This is a genomic window from Agrobacterium sp. 22-3639C2 (genome assembly GCF_053522105.1).
In genome coordinates this window covers 177,168-195,148 of sequence record NZ_JBNWDB010000004.1, presented here as the reverse complement: position 1 = coordinate 195,148, position 17,981 = coordinate 177,168, and the positions used below count along the sequence as shown (strand labels likewise).

Genomic DNA, 17,981 nt, shown 5'->3' with positions numbered 1-17,981 from the left:
CTCGCTCGTAGAGTCAAAGCCTCGCGCCATCGCGTGACGCGCGGGAGACCCTGAGATATCGTCTGCGTTATGGCTGGGTCGATGAAACCGAAGTACCGGAAAAGAGGCGCGAACACCGCATCGACCATCTCGAAGATCGCGATGCCAGCGGCATGAGCCGCGCAAGCCTGCATCGCCATTTTCTGGCGATAACAGCGTTCAGTCCTAGTCAGTACCACAAGCATCTCAGATTGCAGGAGGCCCGACTAGCAGCCGGCCATAGCGCCTCGCAATTCACGACTGGAATGCAGGCGCTTTGCCCAGTTGCCAGAGTCAACTCTGTTACAGTCGAAACTACGGCGTTGCCGTCCACGGAAAGCGGACGTATCAGTCGGCATAGATGATGGAAATGTAGCACCACCGGGAACATGCTGTTGGGACGCCAAGAACATGGCAACCAGCTCGCTCTCGATCTTAAATGCCTGATCGGGTGCAATCGTCGGGCACCGCAACTAACGAAACGTTTGCTCAAGGCGTTAGCCTTATGTGCATATAAAGACAAAAACAGCGGGCTTTCACAGGCGACGGCTCGATGGAACAATGGACGAGCCCATATCTCGGGTGTAAGCTCACAACACACTACACGCATGCGATGAATCTCGAGGGGGACGGGAGGCGGCTATGCAGACGACGGTGTCCACGGCTTCAACTGCAGCACGAGACCCTCCGGGAATAGAGGAAGTCCGGTCGCAACTCGAACGCATCGTCGCGAGCGCGGAGTTTCCCGGCTTGGGGCGAAGTGCCGCATTTCTGCGATATGTTGTCGAGGAAGCCATCGCCGGGCGGGCCGCCCGCATCAAGGGTTACTCCATCGCAATTGAGGTATTCGGCCGCAATGAAAGCTTCACGCAGGACGATCCGGTCGTGCGGATCGAGGCCGCGCGTCTAAGGCGTTCGCTAGAACGTTATTATCTGGTGGAAGGTCACAAGGACCCGGTCAGGATCGACATACCGAAGGGCGGATATGCCCCGGTGTTCTCATTGAATACTGCGGTCGTTTCCAAGAAGGTCGATAATGGGTCCGTTCCGGCATCACAGCTATCGCCGATGGTCCGATGGTGGAGCGTGAGGCGGCTTTCACTTACTTGCCTTGCCCTGCTTACGGCTGCGTCTGCCTATCAATTCTCAAGTCACTCAAGATTGGCGCCAACAGAAGAGTTAGCCGAAAGCACGGCTCCCGACAGACCCGCCCTAATTGTGGCTCCTTTCGCCAATTTGGGCGATGGACCAAACGCCCAGTTATACAGCCTCGGGCTTACGGAGGAGCTTCTGACTGCCCTGCCCCGCTTCAAGGAGATCAAGGTCTTTGGTCGCGAGACGTCCAAAGCGCTGCCGTCGGACGTCGATGTATCCAAAGTTAGGGAAGAGCTTGGGGCCCGTTATCTTCTGACCGGGGGTGTGCGAACTGCTGGAAACAGCCTGCGCGTGACAGCCCGTCTTCTGGACACCGACGATGGCGAAATAGTCTGGTCCCGGGATTATGACAACGATCTCGGATCGAAAGACCTGTTTTCCATACAGGCGGACGTGGCCAGAAGAGTCGCCACCGCCATTGCGCAGCCATATGGTGTGATGGCACAGGCCGACACCGCAAATCCTCCACCGCAGGATCTTGGTGCATACGAATGCAGCCTGCGCTTTTACGCATATCGTAGCGAGCTCAGCCCCGAAGAGCATGCACACGTTCGCGAATGCCTGGAAACATCCGTTGCGCGGTATCCGACCTTTTCCACTGCCTGGGCGATGCTATCAATCATCTATCTCGATGAAGACCGCTTCAAATTCAATAGGGGCCAAGGTCCAGAAACACCATTGCAGCGGGCGCTTCGCGCGGCGCGGCGGTCGACCCAGCTTGATGCGAGCAACACGCGAGGGCTTCAGGCATTGATGATGGCCCTGTTTTTCAACCGGGAGCTTACCGAGGCGATGCGAGTAGGCGAATTGGCCCTCGCTACCAACCCCAACGACACCGAGTTGATGGGCGAGTTCGGCACCAGACTAGCCCTTGGCGGCCAGTGGCAACGGGGAGCCAACCTGCTTGATCAGGCTATCGCACTCAATCCAGGCGGCAGCGGCTATTATAACGGCACACGCGCTCTTGCAGCCTACATGCTCCACGACAATTCAACCGCCGTCCGCGAGATCACCAAGGCTGATATGCAAAAATTTCCGCTGTTTCATGCGGTTGCGGCGGTCATATACGCAGATGCCGGAATGATGGATCAAGCCCGGCACGAGGCAGAGATTTTCGTTCGAATGCGCCCGGACTTCCTGCCAAACGTCGTTGAAGAACTGGCGATGCGGAACGTACAGCCAGGTGATCGTGACCGACTGGTAGAGGGACTTCGCAAAGCCGGAATGCTGCCTCCCAAGGTTAAAGAACCCGCTGCGATAACCATCAGTGCTTCGGATTTGCAGCCGCGCTAGCGCAGAGGCTTAATACGCTGAAAATCGAAATGCCGCCCGCTGCGACGTACCAAACGGGCAGGTAGGAAAGGTGACGCCAATATCTCTTTCCTTCAGGCCTTTTTCGAACGCCCACATCTTACGCGGATACTTCCAGATCCACGCACCGCTGTAGAAATCAGACGAGCTGCGTTTTCATGGGTTTATCCTTCTCAGGTGCGGCCTTCTGGGCCACAGAATGGTGGCGAGCAACAGAGTGTAGGTCAAAGCTAACGCGATATAGACAATGCGGGTGGCGAAGCTTTCCGCAGCACTGCCAGGCAGGGGCGACACACCGAGCCCGAACAGGATAAGGAAAATCGTCAGTGCACCGGCAAACATCGGCGCCTCCCTGGTACGAGCTGCTGCCCGACCTCCCAGAAACAGGGCAACGACAAGGACAATCAGAAAGATCGAGAACAGGTTGGGGCGAAGCGTGAGGATCGCATAAGCTAAAGATGCGAGGACGCCGCCGAATAGATTGACCATTATAAGCCCAACAGCTGCCCGCGTGCTTGCGGAGACGTCGAGCTGGCCGAGTAAGGATGCAACGGTGATCGGAATGACCGCCGCGGCCGTCAGATTGTCGCTCGTCAGGCAGATCACGACAGATGCCAGCAGGATCAGCGTATTGGCCAATGCTCTCAGCAGAGCCGGCGGCTGGTCGAAGGATGGCGCGGCACTTCCGTCCAGAACTACCGGTTCGGGAAAGATCGCATGGGCGAGCCACATCAAAAGCGTGCCCGACAACACGCCACCAACAAGAATCGAGAGGATGGAATTGGCCAACTCATCGTTCAAAATACCGAGCAGCGGAACGATGATCGCGACCACCAACACCAGAAAGACCGCAGGCCCGCCCTTTCCCGACGCCTGTAAGGCAAAACACAGGAAATAGGTTAGCCCCAGAAGCAGGAGAAAGGGAACAGGACGATTGCCGAGGCTGCTGGTCAAGATCATCATCGCCATTCCCGCGACCAGAATGACGAGCGCCGCGCCAAGTGTCTTGGCAAGCGGCATCGGTCGAGAGCTTCCCAGCAGAAATTGCGCGGCGAAAAGCGGCCCGAGGAACGGAACAAAGGCCCCCCAATACACCGCCAGCACAAAGCCGATCGAAACCGCAAGAGCGACCCGCAATCCTTTTCGTTTCTGCTGGGCGGCGGTGCTGTCAGTTGACATAGGTGAGCACCGACATGATACGGATCCAGAGTGATCCCCAAGCATTGGTGACCGGATTGTTACCGGTATAGATGATGACGGTCGCCTGCGAACCGTAGCGCACGCCGCCCTTGGGTCTTTGAGCTTCATCGATATTGAGACGGACCGGAAACCGCTGCGCTTCCTTGACCCAGCCGCTGTCACTGCGCATGGTTGGCAACCCGGTGCTCGGATCCGTGCTCCCTTGCGAGACACCGAAGCCGACGCTTTCTACCGTGGCAGGGAACAGTCGGCCTGGAAGGGCATCAAAAAGGATTTCCGCCCTGTTGCCGACGACGACATTTTCGAGGCTGTTCTCCTTGAACGCGGCATTGATCCAGATGGTGCCCACATCGATAAAGGTCATGGCCGGTTGGCCGGCTGGCAAGACCTTGCCACTGGTGAGCTGAAGGTTTGTCACGACCCCGGACGAAGGCGCCCGCACTGTGGTATGCATCAGGTCCAGCCTGGCCTTCTCCAATCCCGCAAGAGCTGCGCGCAGTTGCGGATTGTCGTTTCCGGAAGGGCCGAGCTGCTCGCGGGCCTTGGTGAGATCAGCCTGCGCACCGGAAACCGAGGCCTCTGCCTGATCGAAGGCAGATTTGGCGGCGTCGAAACGGGCTTTTGAAAACACGCCGTTTTTGAGGAGTTCGGAGGCCCTGGCATATTGGTCGCGAAGGTTGTCCCTGTCGGCACGGATCTGGACAAGCTTTGCTTGGGCGGCATCCACCGCAGCGGTCGATGCGCCGATTGACTGGCCGACACTGGCCAGACCGGCCTCCGCCTCGTTCACGGCGAGTTGGTAGCGCTGGGGATCAATTCGGAACAGGATCTGGTCGGCCTCCACCCGCGTATTGTCGTTAACGCCCACTTCCACGACGCGACCTGTGACTTCAGGCGCTATACCAACGACATACGCCTGGACCTGCGCTTGAGATGTGGATGGTGTCCGCCGCTCCATGAAGATTGACAGCACGAACAGGACCAGCGCCAGACAAACGACAGCGAAAGCGATCCTCCGCAGGGGATTGCGGGGTGGCGGGGTAGTTACAGGCTCGTGTGATATCTCGGAAGCCACGATCTCGTTCCTTCGAAGTTAACTGCCCATCCGGCGGAATTACACCGGGCGCGGACCAGGTGAGCGATGAAGAGAGACAACGGTGGCTCGGGCGAGAGCATCTTCAATCTCTCTGCCAAGGGCCGCCAACAATTCCCTGTATTCGGCCACACGGTCATCTCGGACTGGATCGGAAGAAGCCGCCTCCCATCTTGCCAACTCCGTCTGGGCTTCGGCAAAATCCTGGCAGATTTCACAGAATATGACGTCCCGCGACGCAAGCTCGTTGATGGCCTGAACTCTTGTGGGAAACCGCAGCCTGACCGCAGCCACACCTTCATCCATTGTCCTCTCCCACCGTCACAGCGTCACGGCGACGCCGAATGTCTCGATGGCATATTCTTTGATGAAGCGCGGCTCGTGCAGTATGTTACCGTAATATACGCTGGTGCGGTCAGCTTACCGGGGTCGGATTGCAGCACCGTCAAGGCCTCGCATGTTTTACCACGCTAGCGAGCGGGCGAGAAAGACGACGGTTACGGGGCCGCGTGTGATTGTCTCTGGCAACTTCCACACTTTCACGCATTCAGATGACGGCATCGTCCGCCGGATGCCCGTAACATACCCGATGTTACGGGAAAACAGCCCGTCATTCGCATAGGTTTTTTGTGCGCCGACGTGGCGAGGACAAAGCTGTGACAAATGGCGGCGGGCGATCTGGTGAACGGCAACGATACAAGGGACCTCCGTAACGGACGCTTTCCATATCGAATGGGAAGGCTCCCTTTTTGTGTGATGTTCGCAGCTCTCGTTGGTTGCGGCGGCCACGCGAAAAACGTTCTTGTCCCTGTTGCCGATAGCGCCCCCACATCCACCAAGGTGGACATGCTGATCACAACAACGCGTAGTCGCTCCGCGAACAAAGGCGAGATGTTTACGGGTGAACGCGCAAGGGATGCGGCCTTCGCGGAGATCACCGTGTCCATCCCTCCGGGAAATGTCCGCAAGATTGGTAATGTTGCCTGGCCGAAAAGGATTCCTCCCAATCCAGCCACTGATTTTGCGACGTTAAAGGCACAGGAAATCAGCCGCGACGATGCCCGGAAATGGCTGAGCGCTTCCGTCAGAAAGAGCCGTGACGGCAGCGTGCTGGTCTTCATTCACGGCTTCAACAATCGATTTGAAGACTCGGTCTATCGCTTTGCCCAAATCGTCCAGGATTCCGGCGTAGCGAGCGCTCCCGTACTGGTCACCTGGCCGTCGCGCGGAAGCCTACTTGCGTACGGCTACGACCGCGAGAGCACCAACTATACGCGCAATGCCCTGGAGTTGCTTTTTCAATATCTGGCCAGGGATAAGCAGGTGAAGGAAGTTTCGATCCTTGCTCATTCCATGGGTAACTGGCTGGCGCTCGAGGCGCTTCGTCAAATGGCCATTCGCAATGGAAGCCTTCCGGCCAAGTTCAAGAATGTGATGCTCGCATCTCCCGACGTCGACGTCGACGTCTTCCGGCAACAGATCGCCGACATGGGCAAAAAGCATCCGAAATTCACTTTATTTGTCTCCCGGGATGATCGGGCATTGGCCGTGTCCCGCCGAGTGTGGGGCAACGTCGCGAGGCTTGGCGCTATCGACCCTGAGCAGCCTCCCTACAAGAGTGAATTGGCCGAAAGCCAGATCTCGGTAATCGACCTCACCATGATCAAAGCCGGGGACAGCCTCAACCACGGGAAGTTCGCGGAGTCGCCAGAGATCGTCCGGCTGATTGGAGCCCGGATTTCTGATGGACAGACTTTGACGGACAGCAAGATTGGCCTTGGAGATACGATCCTTGCAGCAACAACCGGCACGGCAGCGGCAGTGGGCAGTACCGCAGGGCTGATCCTTGCCGCTCCGGTTGCCGTCGTCGATGCCAACACCAGAGACAATTATGCCGGGGGCGTTCAGTCCCTTCTTGGTTCAGGTGGCACGACACGGAAATCATCGCACTGCAACACACCGAACACTTCGACTGAAGCATGTCATCGCTAGCGGGTCGAGCGTCCTTCGGAAGGGCGCCGAGGTACCACAACAGGGACAGACAATGGTAATGCGCCTGAAATTTTTGCTGATGAAAATATCTCGCACGTCTATTGCGGCGATGCTCATCCTTTTCGTTGGCATCTCAGCCGTAGCAGCGCAAATGCCTGACGCGCCCGCTCCGGCGGAACAACCACCCAATGTCCAGCACTTCATCACCCTAATGTCGGATCCCGATGTTCAGAAATGGTTGCAGCACGTTGCTCGTGGAGCGAATCCTGAAGCGCCGCCTTCGACCAGCGCAGAGGCGGGTCCCTCGTTTGCCGCATCGACAATGCGTTTCCGCGCCCATGCCGCCGCAATGGTCGACGCTGCACATTCTTTTCCGTCCGAAGCAATGCGTGGCGCCGCTTTACTTGAGCAGGACATCAAGACGATTGGCGGGACCCGGCCCATCGTGCTGGTGGTCGCGTTTGTTGTCGCAGGACTTGCCGCTCAATGGGCATTTTGGTGGATCAGTGCTGGCTGGCGGTCATGGATGGCGGAAGCCTCGTTCACGACCGTTTGGCACAGGATTATTGCCATAACCGCCCGGCTGCTCTGGGCGGCTTTTTACGTGCTGTCGTTCGGGCTGGGCAGCATCGGTTTCTTCCTGCTTTTTGAGTGGCCACCGATCGTTAGGGAAATCGTCGTCGGCTTCCTGTTCGCTGTCGTCATTTACCGCCTCGCCAGCGCAGTACTGGATGTGTTTTTGGCGCCACGCTCGAACGAGAAAGGCCATTTCCGCGTGGTTCCGATCTCTGACGAGACGGCAGGTCACTGGGCAAAACGACTGAGCTATCTCGTGGGTTGGTACGCCTTTGGCTGGGTGACCATTCGGCTTCTCGGTACGCTTGGCCTATCGATCCCGGCGCGGCAGCTCGCGGCCTACTTCCTGGGTTTCATTCTTCTCGGCATTGCTATCGAGGCCATATGGCGACGCCCGCCTCATTCCTCCACGTTACAGGGCAGCCGGATTGGATTGAATGGTCGCAACTGGCTTTGGACTGCCTATTTAACCGGTATCTGGTTGCTCTGGGTGGCGGGCGCGACGACGCTTTTCTGGATTATGGTCGTCTGCGCCGCATTGCCAGGCGCGATCGTTCTTACCAAAGCATCTATAAACAACATTCTGCGCCGCTCCGGCGCTGAAGAGGATGGTCATAAACGTGTCACAGTGGTTTCGGTTGTCGTCGAGCGTGGGATAAGGGCAGCCCTGATCGTTGCAGCCATCCTCTTCCTCGCCGATGTCATGGACGTTCGACTGACCGAGATGACGATGCAGGATTCACCCGCGCTACGGCTCTTACGTGGAGTGCTAAGCGCCGGCATCATTCTCCTCGTCGTCGATCTGGCATGGAATGTCGTTAAAGTGCTGATCGATCGGAAAATGGGAGACACGGAAGCCGCGCTTGAGATTGGAAGCGAGCGGGAGCGGCGGCGTACCCGTTTGAGAACTCTTCTACCGATCCTGCGCAACTTCGTCATGATCCTTTTTGCAGCGATTGCGATCATGATGGCCCTGTCTTCACTCGGAATCGAGATCGGACCATTGATCGCCGGTGCTGGCGTCGTAGGCGTCGCCATTGGCTTTGGTGCGCAGACCGTCGTCAAGGACATCATCAGCGGCATGTTCTATCTACTCGACGATGCATTCCGGATTGGTGAATACATTCAGAGCGGCAGTTACAAAGGAACCGTCGAGGCGTTCAGTCTCCGCTCGGTCAAGCTTAGGCACCACAGGGGCCCGATATTCATCGTCCCATTCAGTGAACTGGGTGCCGTCCAGAACATGAGCCGCGACTGGTCAGTGGTCAAATTCCTGCTGTCCGTGTCCTACGAATCCGACGTCGCCCAGGTCAAGGCAATCACCAAAGCCGTGGGCAAAGCCCTGTACGATGACCCCGAATTCCAGCCGTTCATTATTGAGAACCTCAAAATGAAAGGCGTCGAAGAGATCACAGACATTGGAATAAAATTGAGCTTTGGGATGACGTTGAAACCTACCCAACTGCAATCGGCCATCCGTCGCAGAGCTTATGCAATGCTGCGGGAAGCATTCAACGCCCAAGGCATCAAGATCGCCGTTCCGACCGTGCAAGTCGCAGGCGGAAAGGAAGAGGGTCTTGCTGCCGCTGCCCAACAGGCGCTGGCAAAACACAACGCCGTGACCGTGCCCGGGCCAGCTTGATCACGAAGTGAACCAGGCGAAACGCCATCAAAGATCACAAGGAGGATATGAAATGAAAACCTCAAAAATCGTATCACACCTAATCAGCCTGATCGCCGTGCTGATGCTGATCAGCATACCGGTTCTTTTACCCTCGACCGCTGAAGCCCGTCGTGGGGCTGCAGCCTGCGGCCCCCGAGGCTGCGGTGTGGCGGCGTGCGGACCGCGCGGTTGCGCTGCTGCCGGACGTCGTCATGCACCCGCATATCGCCCTGCCCATCGGCCTGCGGCCCCGGCCTACCGGCCAGCGCGGCGCGGCGTTGTCGTTGTTGCTCCCCGCCGCTACTGGCGGCCGGGCGCCGCGATAGCTGCAGGCGCAGCCATTGGCGTCGTCACCGGTGCAGCAGCTGTCGCACTGGCTGGTACACCGCCGCAGCCCGGCCAGTGCTGGTATTACACGTCTCCGGCCAAAACGACCGGCTTCTGGGACGTTTGCCCGCACTGAAACTGCTTGGCTGGGACAATCATGCTGCTCGCGCACGCGCAGATCATCAACGAAGGGGATCTTCCATGGACTTCAACACCATCGACGCCACGCTTGTCGGAAAGCTTCTTCTTTTGCTTTTGATTGGCATGGGTCCAAAAATTGCCCTCGTGCCGTTTCTTGAGAAAACCCATAGTTTCGACACCGCGACCAAAGTGCGCATCGGCCGCCAGATGGTACTGACAGCACTCGTCACAGCACTGATCCTCTTTGCGACCGGCGCGCTTCTGATGCGACTTCTCCACATAACCGGCGGCGCCGTCGCTGTGGCAGGTGGCATCATCCTTGCGCTCATAGCGATCAAGATGGCATCCGGACCGACGGAAAAGCCGCATGACGAGCTTGCCGATCCGATCGATCCGGACAAACTCGCAGTGTTCCCGCTTGCGGTTCCCTATTTGCTCAACCCCGTCGGCATAACCGTCATAATCCTGGCGTCTGGCGAAGTTGTCTCAGTCGCCAGCGCGGTAGTTGTCGCTGTTCTGATCCTGATTGTCGCTGCTTTCGACTATGTCGTTTTTACCAATACCGACAAGCTGTCCAAACACATGAAGCCAGCGAGCATGGTCGTCTCAGAGGTCGTGTTCGGGATTTTGCTGACCGCTGTCGCAGTCCAGCTGATTGTCAGTGGGCTAGGGCGTCTAGGGATCATTGCGCCGGCGGTGGGCCATTGACCCATAGGGCGCAGCCTCTCCAGGCGGCTCGAAGGGAATGCGCATGATGACTGATCGAAGGAAAAATGCTCTCGCTTACGGATCACTCATCGTGCTCCAGTCCCTGGCGGTCGCATTCCTGCTCCGGGTTATCTTCCCGATCTTTTACGCCGTCGTCACCCATCTTGGCGAACGCCAACAAGTGCCCGTGTCGACATTGCTCACAATCCTTGCGGTTGCGCTGCTTTTACAGGCAAGCTACTGGGCAAGAATGCGTTGGGTCGAGGTCCGCGCACCGTTCCACTCCATATTCGTATCTCACCTCTTATCGTTTGCCGCACGCCTGGCCTTCCTGTTCGGAGGCGTCTTGTTCTCAACGATCTTCTTTCGACACTTGCCGGAATCCAACACGCTGCCTCCGCTTGGTCACACGGTTCTGCAGGGGGCTTTGATCCTGTTGGTACTGTTCAGTTTTTTTTGCTACTCCGTCGAACTTGAACGCCTTGCGAAGGCGATCGAAGATCCAGCTGAGACATAAATTGCCTCCGGTTACAGCTCAGCAATGTGGTGTTGGCCGCCGCTGTCGAAGCCGACTTGGCGGTGGAACCGATGTCCATATCGCGTTCCATCCAGGCTACCGAATAGCGCCGCGCGGATGAAGGGTAGTTACACATCGCTCGGTGGAGCAAAGAGGGTGTGTGCGTATTCTCGATACTCAGGCGAACACGCGGAAGAATTTTGATCCCATGATTTTAGATTTGCGAGTGTTTTCAGCTCTCCTCTATGTTGCCACGGGACACGGAAACTGACATCATCGTTTTGCAGGCTTCAACGGGCCGCTGATATTCCATGAGCAGGGTAGCTCTCGACCGGAAACGGGCGGGAGCTTTTTTATTTTTTGGTGGGGATGATGCATTCAGAAAGCTGGCGGGTCGGTGTGTTGTTCTCTGAGACGGGTGTGACCGGAGCCGTCGAAAAAACCCAGAGGTTCGCGACCTTGCTGGCGATCGACGAAATCAATGCGGCTGGCGGCGTCCTCGGCCGGATGATTGAGCCTGTCGCCTATGACCCTAAATCGACGCCCAATCTATATAAGGAACTTGCGGTCAAGCTTTGCGACGAGGATCGGGTCCGGGTCGTTTTCGGTTGCCATATGTCTAGCACCCGCAAAGCCGTACTGCCCGTCATCGAAGCTCGAGATGCCCTGCTATTCTATCCGACACTGTATGAGGGGTTTGAATACTCTCGGCACTGCATCTACACCGGGGCCGCACCCAACCAAAACTCCGTGCAGCTGGTCGACTTCCTCACCAAGCATTATGGAAAGCGGGTTTTCCTTGTGGGTTCGAACTACGTCTACCCTTACGAATCCAACCGGACGATCAGCGATCTCTTTCTTCAGCTGGGCGGTCAGGTGCTGGACGAAATATATGTTCCTCTCAACTTAAAGCCCGAAGATGTCGCCAAAATCATCCGGCATATTCGCGCGGCACGGCCGGATGTCATCTATTCGACAATCGTCGGCGACGGTATCATTCCGTTCTACACGGCGTTCAAAGAGGCGGGTTTTGATTCAGCGACGATGCCAATCGCCAGTCAGTCGACAAGCGAGGCCGACGTGATCCGGATGCGGCCGGAAGTGGCCGAGGGGCATATCACCGCGGCCCCGTTTTTCGCCTCCCTGGATACGCCTCGCGCGCGTGCCTTCGTCTTGGCTTATCAACAGCGATACGGCCAGCAGATGCTGCCTACCGCGCCGGCCGAAGCGGCCTATTTCCAGGTCTATCTCTATGCGGGAGCTTTGCAGCGGGCCGGTGGCGACGGGCTGGAGCAGCTTCTTCCAGCCCTTTACGAGGTCGAGTACGACGCTCCGCAGGGCGCTGTGAAGATAGACCGGCTGACGAACCACACCCATCTGTGGCCAAGGGTTGCAAAGGTAAATTCGCAAGGCAGCTATGACATCGTCCATGACCCGTCGCTGCGCGTGGCGCCAGATCCGTTCATGCGAGAATATCGCCCGGACCTGACGCAGCCGTTCCCACATCGTGTTCAGGTCTGAGAAGGAGCGACGATGTCTTTCGCCCTTCTTAGAGATTTGCGGGACCTCAAGGTTCTGGTGATTCATCCCCGGACATCCGAAGGAGAGTTTCTCGTCGATCACCTGCGCCGTATCGGTTGTACGGTCAGTTGCCTCTGGCCGGTCCCTGCCGAGTTGCCACACGGCACGGATGTCGTCTTTCTTGCCATGGAAGACGAGGCGCGACCGGAAATCGAACGCCTGCTGAAGTGCCTCCCCAATCCCGCTCCGACCATGCTCGCCATCGTCGGTTACGAAAATCCCTCCACATTGCAGATCGTTCTGGAAAGCGGCGCGCTTGCCATTGTCGAGAGACCGATCAAACCGTTCGGCCTGCTGACAAATCTCGCCATAGCGCGCAGTCTCTGGCTTGAGCGCCAAAGGCTCGTCAAGGAAGCCCGTAAATATAAGCGCAAGGTCTTGGGAGACCAGAAGCTTGCCCGGGCAAAGGCCATTCTTATGGCCAATCGCGGCACGAGCGAGAATGAGGCGTATCGTGAAATGCGCGAGCAAGCGATGGCTCGGCGCGTCCCAATCGATGAAATCGCCAATTCGATTATCAACGCCGAACAGCTCTTGCGCCCTTCCCAAAAACATGATTAGTTTTTGACGTGTTCCAGATGAACACCTCCGGCACATCCCTTCGTTTCGCGAAGCCATGTGCCGCTGTTGCACGCGGCGCAGCCGTGATGCGATGATGGCAAGGGTGCCCGCAGGCTGTGAAAAGCCTCGCGGGTTTTTTGTTATCTGCTGACAGTGAAGTCGGCCTTCCAGTATTTTTTCGGCATGAAAGCCTCGCCGTAGAGCCGGGCAGTGCCGTCGCGTGCGCCAATCAAAAAAAGGGGAACCAAGATGGTGTTCAACAGACGTGACTTTCTGAAAACCGCAGCCACAGCTTCCGCCGCACTCGCCTTGCCGGCGCTGGGCGGCCGGGCATTTGCAGCCGATGCTATCAAGGTCGGTGCGCTCTACTCCCAGACGGGCGGGCTTTCTGTCGCCGAGAAGCTTCTCGCCAACGGTGTCATGATGGCCGTGGCCGAAATCAACGCAGCCGGCGGCGTTCTTGGCCGCCAAGTGGAAGTCGTCGTCGAAGACGGCGCTTCCGATCCGAAGACCTTCAGCGAAAAAGCATCGAAACTGATCCTCAAGGACAAGATTTCCACCATCTTCGGCTGCCACACCTCTGCCAGCCGCAAGGCCGTGCTGCCGATCTTCGAACGGCGCGGCGCGATGCTGTTCTACCAGACGCACTATGAGGGCTTTGAGTGCTCGCGCAACGTCGTCTATTCCGGCGCCGTTCCAAACCAGCAGCTCTCCAACTACATTCCCTGGATTGTCGAGAAACTGGGCAAGAAGAAGTTCTTCATCGTTGGCTCCAACTATGTCTATCCGCGCGAGATGGCCAAGGTTTCCAAGAAACTGATCGAGGCGGCGGGCGCAGAATGGGTGGCGGACGAATATCTGGAACTTGGACACTCGGAATGGGCTGTCATGGTCAGCAAGATCAAGGAATCGGGCGCCGACGTGGTTCTTTCCAACGTGGTTGGCGACTCGATCATCGCCTTCTACCGCGAGTTCAAGAACCAGGGCCTCTCGCAGGAGGTTATCCCGATCTGCGCGACAGTGACCTCCGAAATCGAGATCGCCGCCATGGGCGCCGAATATGCGGCGGGCAGCTACACATCATTTCCATATTTTATGTCGATCGAAACGCCGGCCAACAAGAGCTTCATCGAACGCTTCAGGACCTTCGTCAACGATCCGAAGGCAGTGACATACCATTCGCTCGAGGCCGCCTATTTCCAGGTATTCCTGTGGAAGCAGGCAGTGGAGAAATCCGGCGATCTGTCCGCCGATGCTATCCGGGCCGGCATTCGTGGCCAAACCTATGACGCGCCCGGCGGCAAGGTGACCACCGACCCCGACAACCTGCATTGCTGGCTGACGCCGCGTATCGGCCAATGGCAGCCGGATGGACAAAGCAAGGTCGTCAACGCCTACCCGGCACCGATCAAGCCGCTGCCCTATTCGGCCTATGGCGAGACGGAAAGCAATCTTTTCTGCACCAGCAACGGTCTCGACGCAGCAAAGCTCAAGGGCTGACCCCTCTTTCCGCGTCCTCCCGCCAGCCATGCCTGGCGGGACCATGTCTCGGCGAGGCGGATCTGCGTTTTTTCCTCTGCTCGGTGCCAACCCGATTTCGGGACAGGCAAGGAGCAGGACAAAGTCTGGTCCGCCCTTCTCACGAACGGTGGCGTTATGCTCGACATTCTCTTTATCGGCCTCAGTCTCGGCTCAATCCTTCTTCTGGTGGCACTCGGTCTTGCCATCACCTACGGCGCCATGGGCGTCATCAACATGGCCCACGGCGAAATGGTCATGATCGGTGCCTACGTCGCCGTCCTCTCGGGCATCTGGCTGAAAACAGGCCTTCTGTTCGCAATTCCCCTGGCTTTTGTCGTGACCGCCCTGCTCGGCCTGGTGATCGAGCGGGTGGTGGTGCGCAGGCTTTACGGCCGCCTGCTCGACACGCTTCTTGCCACCTGGGGCATTGCCATCCTTTTGCAGCAGGCCGTAAGGCTCGAATTCGGCCTCAGCTTTTTCGGCATTCATATCGAGGGCCTGGGAGCCGGACTGCAAAACGTCGCCGTGCCTTCGTATCTGCAGGGCACCTTCAGGTTCGCCGGCGCCGACATCAACGCGTATCGCACCTTCATCATCGCGGTGACGGCCTCGTTGACGCTGGCGACATGGTTCATTCTCTACCGAACGACAGCGGGCATGCAGGTGCGCGCCATCATCCGTAATCCAAAAATGGCTGCCGCTTGCGGCATCGATGTGAAACGCATCAATGCCCTGACTTTCGCCTTCGGTTCCGGCCTTGCGGGCGTCGCCGGCGTAATGATGTCCGGCTTCAAGACCGTTTTCCCCGACATGGGCACGACGATGGTCGTTGACGGTTTCATGGTCGTGGTAACGGGCGGGGTCGGCAGCCTTTTCGGCACGGCCCTGTCGTCAGGGCTTCTGGGCGAAATCAATGCGCTGGTGGCGATTGGAACGAACGACATTCTGGCGCGCGCCGTCGTCTTCGGGGTCGTCATCCTCGTCATTCTCGTCAAGCCCAGCGGGCTATTCTCGTTCAAGGGGCGCTAACATGAGCATCGAACGAAAATTCCAGATCGCCGCCTATGTGCTTTTCATCGTGGTGATTTTTGCAGCGCCGGTTTTCGGTGACGAATTCTGGCTGAACCGCATTTCGAAATATCTGGTCTACGGCATGCTCGGTGTCGCCATTGCGCTCACATGGGGATATGCCGGCATTCTCAATCTCGGCCAGGGGCTGTTTTTTGGCCTGGGCGCCTACATGCTCGCCATGTCGCTGAAACTGTCGAGCCTGACCAGTCTGCAACAGGGCTCCGACAGGCCGGTTCCGGATTTCATGCTGTGGAATGCCGAGCCCGGCGCGCCGACGGAACTTTGCTGTATCAACAAGGGCTCCTTCCTCTGGCTTCCGTTTCAGAGCCAGTCCGTGGGTCTCGTGCTTGGCATCGTGCTTCCCGTCTTGATTGCCGGGGCACTCGGCATGCTGGTTTTCCGCAAGCGCATTTCCGGTGTCTTTGTCTCGATCATCACCCTGGCGCTTGTTCTGCTTGTGCGTCTCGTCATGGTCGATGCGCAACCGGTGACGAACGGCTTCAACGGCCTGACCGATCTTGGCTGGCTGACGATCGGCGGCATCGAATTCGACCCATACAGCCGGGCAACCTATTATCTGTGCGCCGCATGCCTGTCCCTGACGCTCATCGGCGCGCGCCTCATCGTGGAGACCCGCGCGGGTATGATCCTACAGGCGATCCGCGACGATCAGCTTCGCGCCCGCTATCTTGGCTTCGACGTCTCGCTTTATCAGGTATTCTTCTTTGTCATTTCTGCAGGCATCGCCGGCGTTGCCGGCATGCTCTATGTGGTCGTCGCGGAGTTCGCCTCGCCGACCTTCATGGACCTGTCTTTCTCGGTGACGATGGTCGTCTGGGCTGCCGTCGGCGGCCGTTCCTCCCTGCTCGGCGCCTGCATCGGCGCGATCCTGATCAACATGATCGAGGCCGAGGTCAGCGAGACCGAAGCCCTGGTCGAGGCCTGGAAAGCGATCATCGGCCTCATCTTCGTCCTTGTCGTCCTGTTCATGCCGCGGGGCCTTGGCGGCGTCGCGCACGATGTGCTGCGGCAGTTTATCCGCCGTGTCAAACCAGGCCCGGCATCCTCATCGTTACAGCAACAGAGCGAGGCATTGTGATATGAGTGCAATCGCATTGACCATCGACGGTCTCAGCGTCGATTTTGGCGGATTCAGAGCCGTCAATAATGTCAGCATTACCGTTCGCGATGGCGAGTTGCGTGTGTTGCTCGGCGCAAATGGCGCCGGAAAGACAACTTTGATGGACCTGGTCAGCGGCAAGACCCGCAGCACAAAAGGCAGGGTCTTCGTCTACGACACAGACATCACCAACTGGCCGGAACACAAGATCGCCCGCGCCGGGATCGGTCGAAAATTCCAGATCCCCAGCATTTTTCGCGATCTCACCGTGCGGCAGAATCTGGAGGTGGCCAATTGCCGCAATCCATCGGTGTTTGCCAATCTCCGGTTTGGATTTTCGCGCGCCGAAGCCAAACGCGTCGATGAGGTACTCGCCCTCACCGGCCTCGAAGCGGAGGAGAATGTGACTGCGGCTTATCTCAGTCATGGCCAGACGCAATGGCTGGAACTGGGCATGCTCATCGTCCAGGATCCCAAGGTTGTTCTGCTGGACGAGCCGACGGCGGGCATGACCCAGGCCGAAACCCGCAAGACGGCCCAGATCATCAAAAATCTCAAAGGCCGCCACACCATCCTCGTCGTCGAGCACGACATGGGGTTCGTCCGTGAAATCGCCGAACGCATCACCGTTCTGCATCTGGGAGAGGTTCTCGCCGAAGGAAGCGTCGAGGATATCGAGAGCAATCCGAAGGTCCGCGAGGCCTATCTCGGTTCGAAAGGAATATCCTGATGCTGACATTGAAAAACGTACACAGCTATTACGGCCGCAGCCATATCCTGCACGGCGTCACGCTTGATATCCCGGCGGGAAAGGTAACCAGCATTCTTGGCCGCAACGGTACCGGCAAGACGACCCTGTTGAAAACCCTGATGGCGCTGACCGACCGTATGACGGGCGAGATGCATCTGCAGGGGAAAGACATAGGCTCATCTTCGACGCATATGAGGGCACGGGCCGGGATCGCCTACGTCCCCCAGGGCCGGGAGATCATTCCCGATTTCACCATCCGCGAGAACATCCTGATGGGCGCCTTTGCGCGCACCGATCGCAAACGCGAAATTCCGGCACTGGTGCCGGAGCTTTTTCCATACCTGATGGCCAACCTCGATCGGCCCGGCGGTGTGCTTTCGGGCGGCCAGCAACAGCAGCTCGCCATCGCCCGCGCACTGGCCGCGGATCCGAAGGTACTGCTTCTCGATGAACCCAATGAAGGCATCCAGCCCTCGATCGTCGAGGAGATTGAAAAGATCATCATCCGGCTCAATCGCGAGATCGGCATGACGATCATCCTCGTCGAGCAGAACGTTGCATTTGCGCGGCATGCCTCTCACCACTTCGCCATGCTGGAGAAGGGAGGTGTGGTCGCGGCCGGCGCCATCGACGCGCTCTCCGACGCGCTGGTTCATAGGCATATGGCTGTTTGAA

The 17,981-nt window shown here is 57.9% G+C and carries 16 protein-coding genes; 13 read left to right on the top strand and 3 right to left on the bottom strand.

The genetic code is table 11. The features are described from left to right. Positions 1 to 660: 660 nt before the first annotated feature. Complete coding sequence (locus ACQZ6D_RS18250) at positions 661 to 2,466, top strand: adenylate cyclase (RefSeq protein WP_035252438.1); 1,806 nt, start codon at positions 661 to 663, stop codon at positions 2,464 to 2,466. Positions 2,467 to 2,640: 174 nt separating this feature from the next. On the opposite strand, the gene ACQZ6D_RS18245 is transcribed toward ACQZ6D_RS18250, so the two are convergent. The 3 genes from ACQZ6D_RS18245 to ACQZ6D_RS18235 are packed head-to-tail and all read right to left on the bottom strand — an operon-like array spanning position 2,641 to position 5,083. Then, entirely contained in the window at positions 2,641 to 3,663 is a 1,023-nt protein-coding gene (locus ACQZ6D_RS18245) for a DUF2955 domain-containing protein (protein WP_035252440.1), read from the bottom strand. Continuing rightward, positions 3,653 to 4,759 (bottom strand): HlyD family secretion protein, encoded by a 1,107-nt coding sequence (locus ACQZ6D_RS18240; RefSeq protein ID WP_035252442.1) that lies wholly within the window; start codon positions 4,757 to 4,759, stop codon positions 3,653 to 3,655. The genes ACQZ6D_RS18245 and ACQZ6D_RS18240 overlap by 11 nt, the downstream gene beginning before the upstream one ends. 39 nt (positions 4,760 to 4,798) lie before the next feature. Continuing rightward, positions 4,799 to 5,083 carry a hypothetical protein gene (locus ACQZ6D_RS18235; protein ID WP_035200796.1) on the bottom strand — a complete coding sequence of 95 codons (285 nt, stop codon included), beginning with the start codon at positions 5,081 to 5,083 and terminating at the stop codon, positions 4,799 to 4,801. Positions 5,084 to 5,509: 426 nt separating this feature from the next. On the opposite strand from ACQZ6D_RS18235, the gene ACQZ6D_RS18230 reads away from it, so the two are divergent. The 12 genes from ACQZ6D_RS18230 to urtE all read left to right on the top strand — a co-directional run bounded on the left by ACQZ6D_RS18230 (position 5,510) and on the right by urtE (position 17,980). Continuing rightward, a complete protein-coding gene (locus ACQZ6D_RS18230) occupies positions 5,510 to 6,769 on the top strand; it encodes an alpha/beta hydrolase (protein ID WP_035252505.1) in 1,260 nt (419 codons plus the stop codon). A gap of 52 nt (positions 6,770 to 6,821) precedes the next feature. Further along, the gene (locus tag ACQZ6D_RS18225) at positions 6,822 to 8,987 is read left to right on the top strand and encodes a mechanosensitive ion channel family protein (protein WP_173995625.1); all 2,166 of its coding nucleotides are present in this window, start codon (positions 6,822 to 6,824) and stop codon (positions 8,985 to 8,987) included. Between the two features lie 52 nt (positions 8,988 to 9,039). Continuing rightward, positions 9,040 to 9,471, top strand: a complete 432-nt coding sequence (locus tag ACQZ6D_RS18220; protein WP_080581022.1) for a hypothetical protein — start codon at positions 9,040 to 9,042, stop codon at positions 9,469 to 9,471. Between the two features lie 65 nt (positions 9,472 to 9,536). Continuing rightward, a complete protein-coding gene (locus ACQZ6D_RS18215; RefSeq protein WP_003516981.1) occupies positions 9,537 to 10,184 on the top strand; it encodes a MarC family protein in 648 nt (215 codons plus the stop codon). Between the two features lie 37 nt (positions 10,185 to 10,221). Beyond that, on the top strand, positions 10,222 to 10,701 hold the full coding sequence (locus ACQZ6D_RS18210; protein WP_236775382.1) for a hypothetical protein: 480 nt from the start codon (positions 10,222 to 10,224) through the stop codon (positions 10,699 to 10,701). Between the two features lie 369 nt (positions 10,702 to 11,070). Beyond that, complete coding sequence (locus ACQZ6D_RS18205) at positions 11,071 to 12,222, top strand: transporter substrate-binding domain-containing protein (protein ID WP_003516985.1); 1,152 nt, start codon at positions 11,071 to 11,073, stop codon at positions 12,220 to 12,222. Positions 12,223 to 12,234: 12 nt separating this feature from the next. Beyond that, the gene (locus tag ACQZ6D_RS18200; RefSeq protein ID WP_003516987.1) at positions 12,235 to 12,843 is read left to right on the top strand and encodes an ANTAR domain-containing response regulator; all 609 of its coding nucleotides are present in this window, start codon (positions 12,235 to 12,237) and stop codon (positions 12,841 to 12,843) included. Between the two features lie 249 nt (positions 12,844 to 13,092). After that, positions 13,093 to 14,343 carry a transporter substrate-binding domain-containing protein gene (locus tag ACQZ6D_RS18195; protein WP_003516989.1) on the top strand — a complete coding sequence of 417 codons (1,251 nt, stop codon included), beginning with the start codon at positions 13,093 to 13,095 and terminating at the stop codon, positions 14,341 to 14,343. 156 nt (positions 14,344 to 14,499) lie between these two features. Further along, positions 14,500 to 15,393 carry an urea ABC transporter permease subunit UrtB gene (urtB, locus tag ACQZ6D_RS18190; RefSeq protein WP_003516990.1) on the top strand — a complete coding sequence of 298 codons (894 nt, stop codon included), beginning with the start codon at positions 14,500 to 14,502 and terminating at the stop codon, positions 15,391 to 15,393. A gap of 1 nt (position 15,394) precedes the next feature. Further along, positions 15,395 to 16,534 carry an urea ABC transporter permease subunit UrtC gene (urtC, locus tag ACQZ6D_RS18185; protein ID WP_003516992.1) on the top strand — a complete coding sequence of 380 codons (1,140 nt, stop codon included), beginning with the start codon at positions 15,395 to 15,397 and terminating at the stop codon, positions 16,532 to 16,534. A 1-nt stretch (position 16,535) separates the two neighbouring features. Further along, entirely contained in the window at positions 16,536 to 17,285 is a 750-nt protein-coding gene (gene urtD / locus ACQZ6D_RS18180) for an urea ABC transporter ATP-binding protein UrtD (protein ID WP_003516994.1), read from the top strand. Next, on the top strand, positions 17,285 to 17,980 hold the full coding sequence (urtE, locus tag ACQZ6D_RS18175) for an urea ABC transporter ATP-binding subunit UrtE (protein WP_003516996.1): 696 nt from the start codon (positions 17,285 to 17,287) through the stop codon (positions 17,978 to 17,980). Before urtD ends, urtE begins: the two co-directional genes overlap by 1 nt. Position 17,981 lies beyond the last annotated feature (1 nt).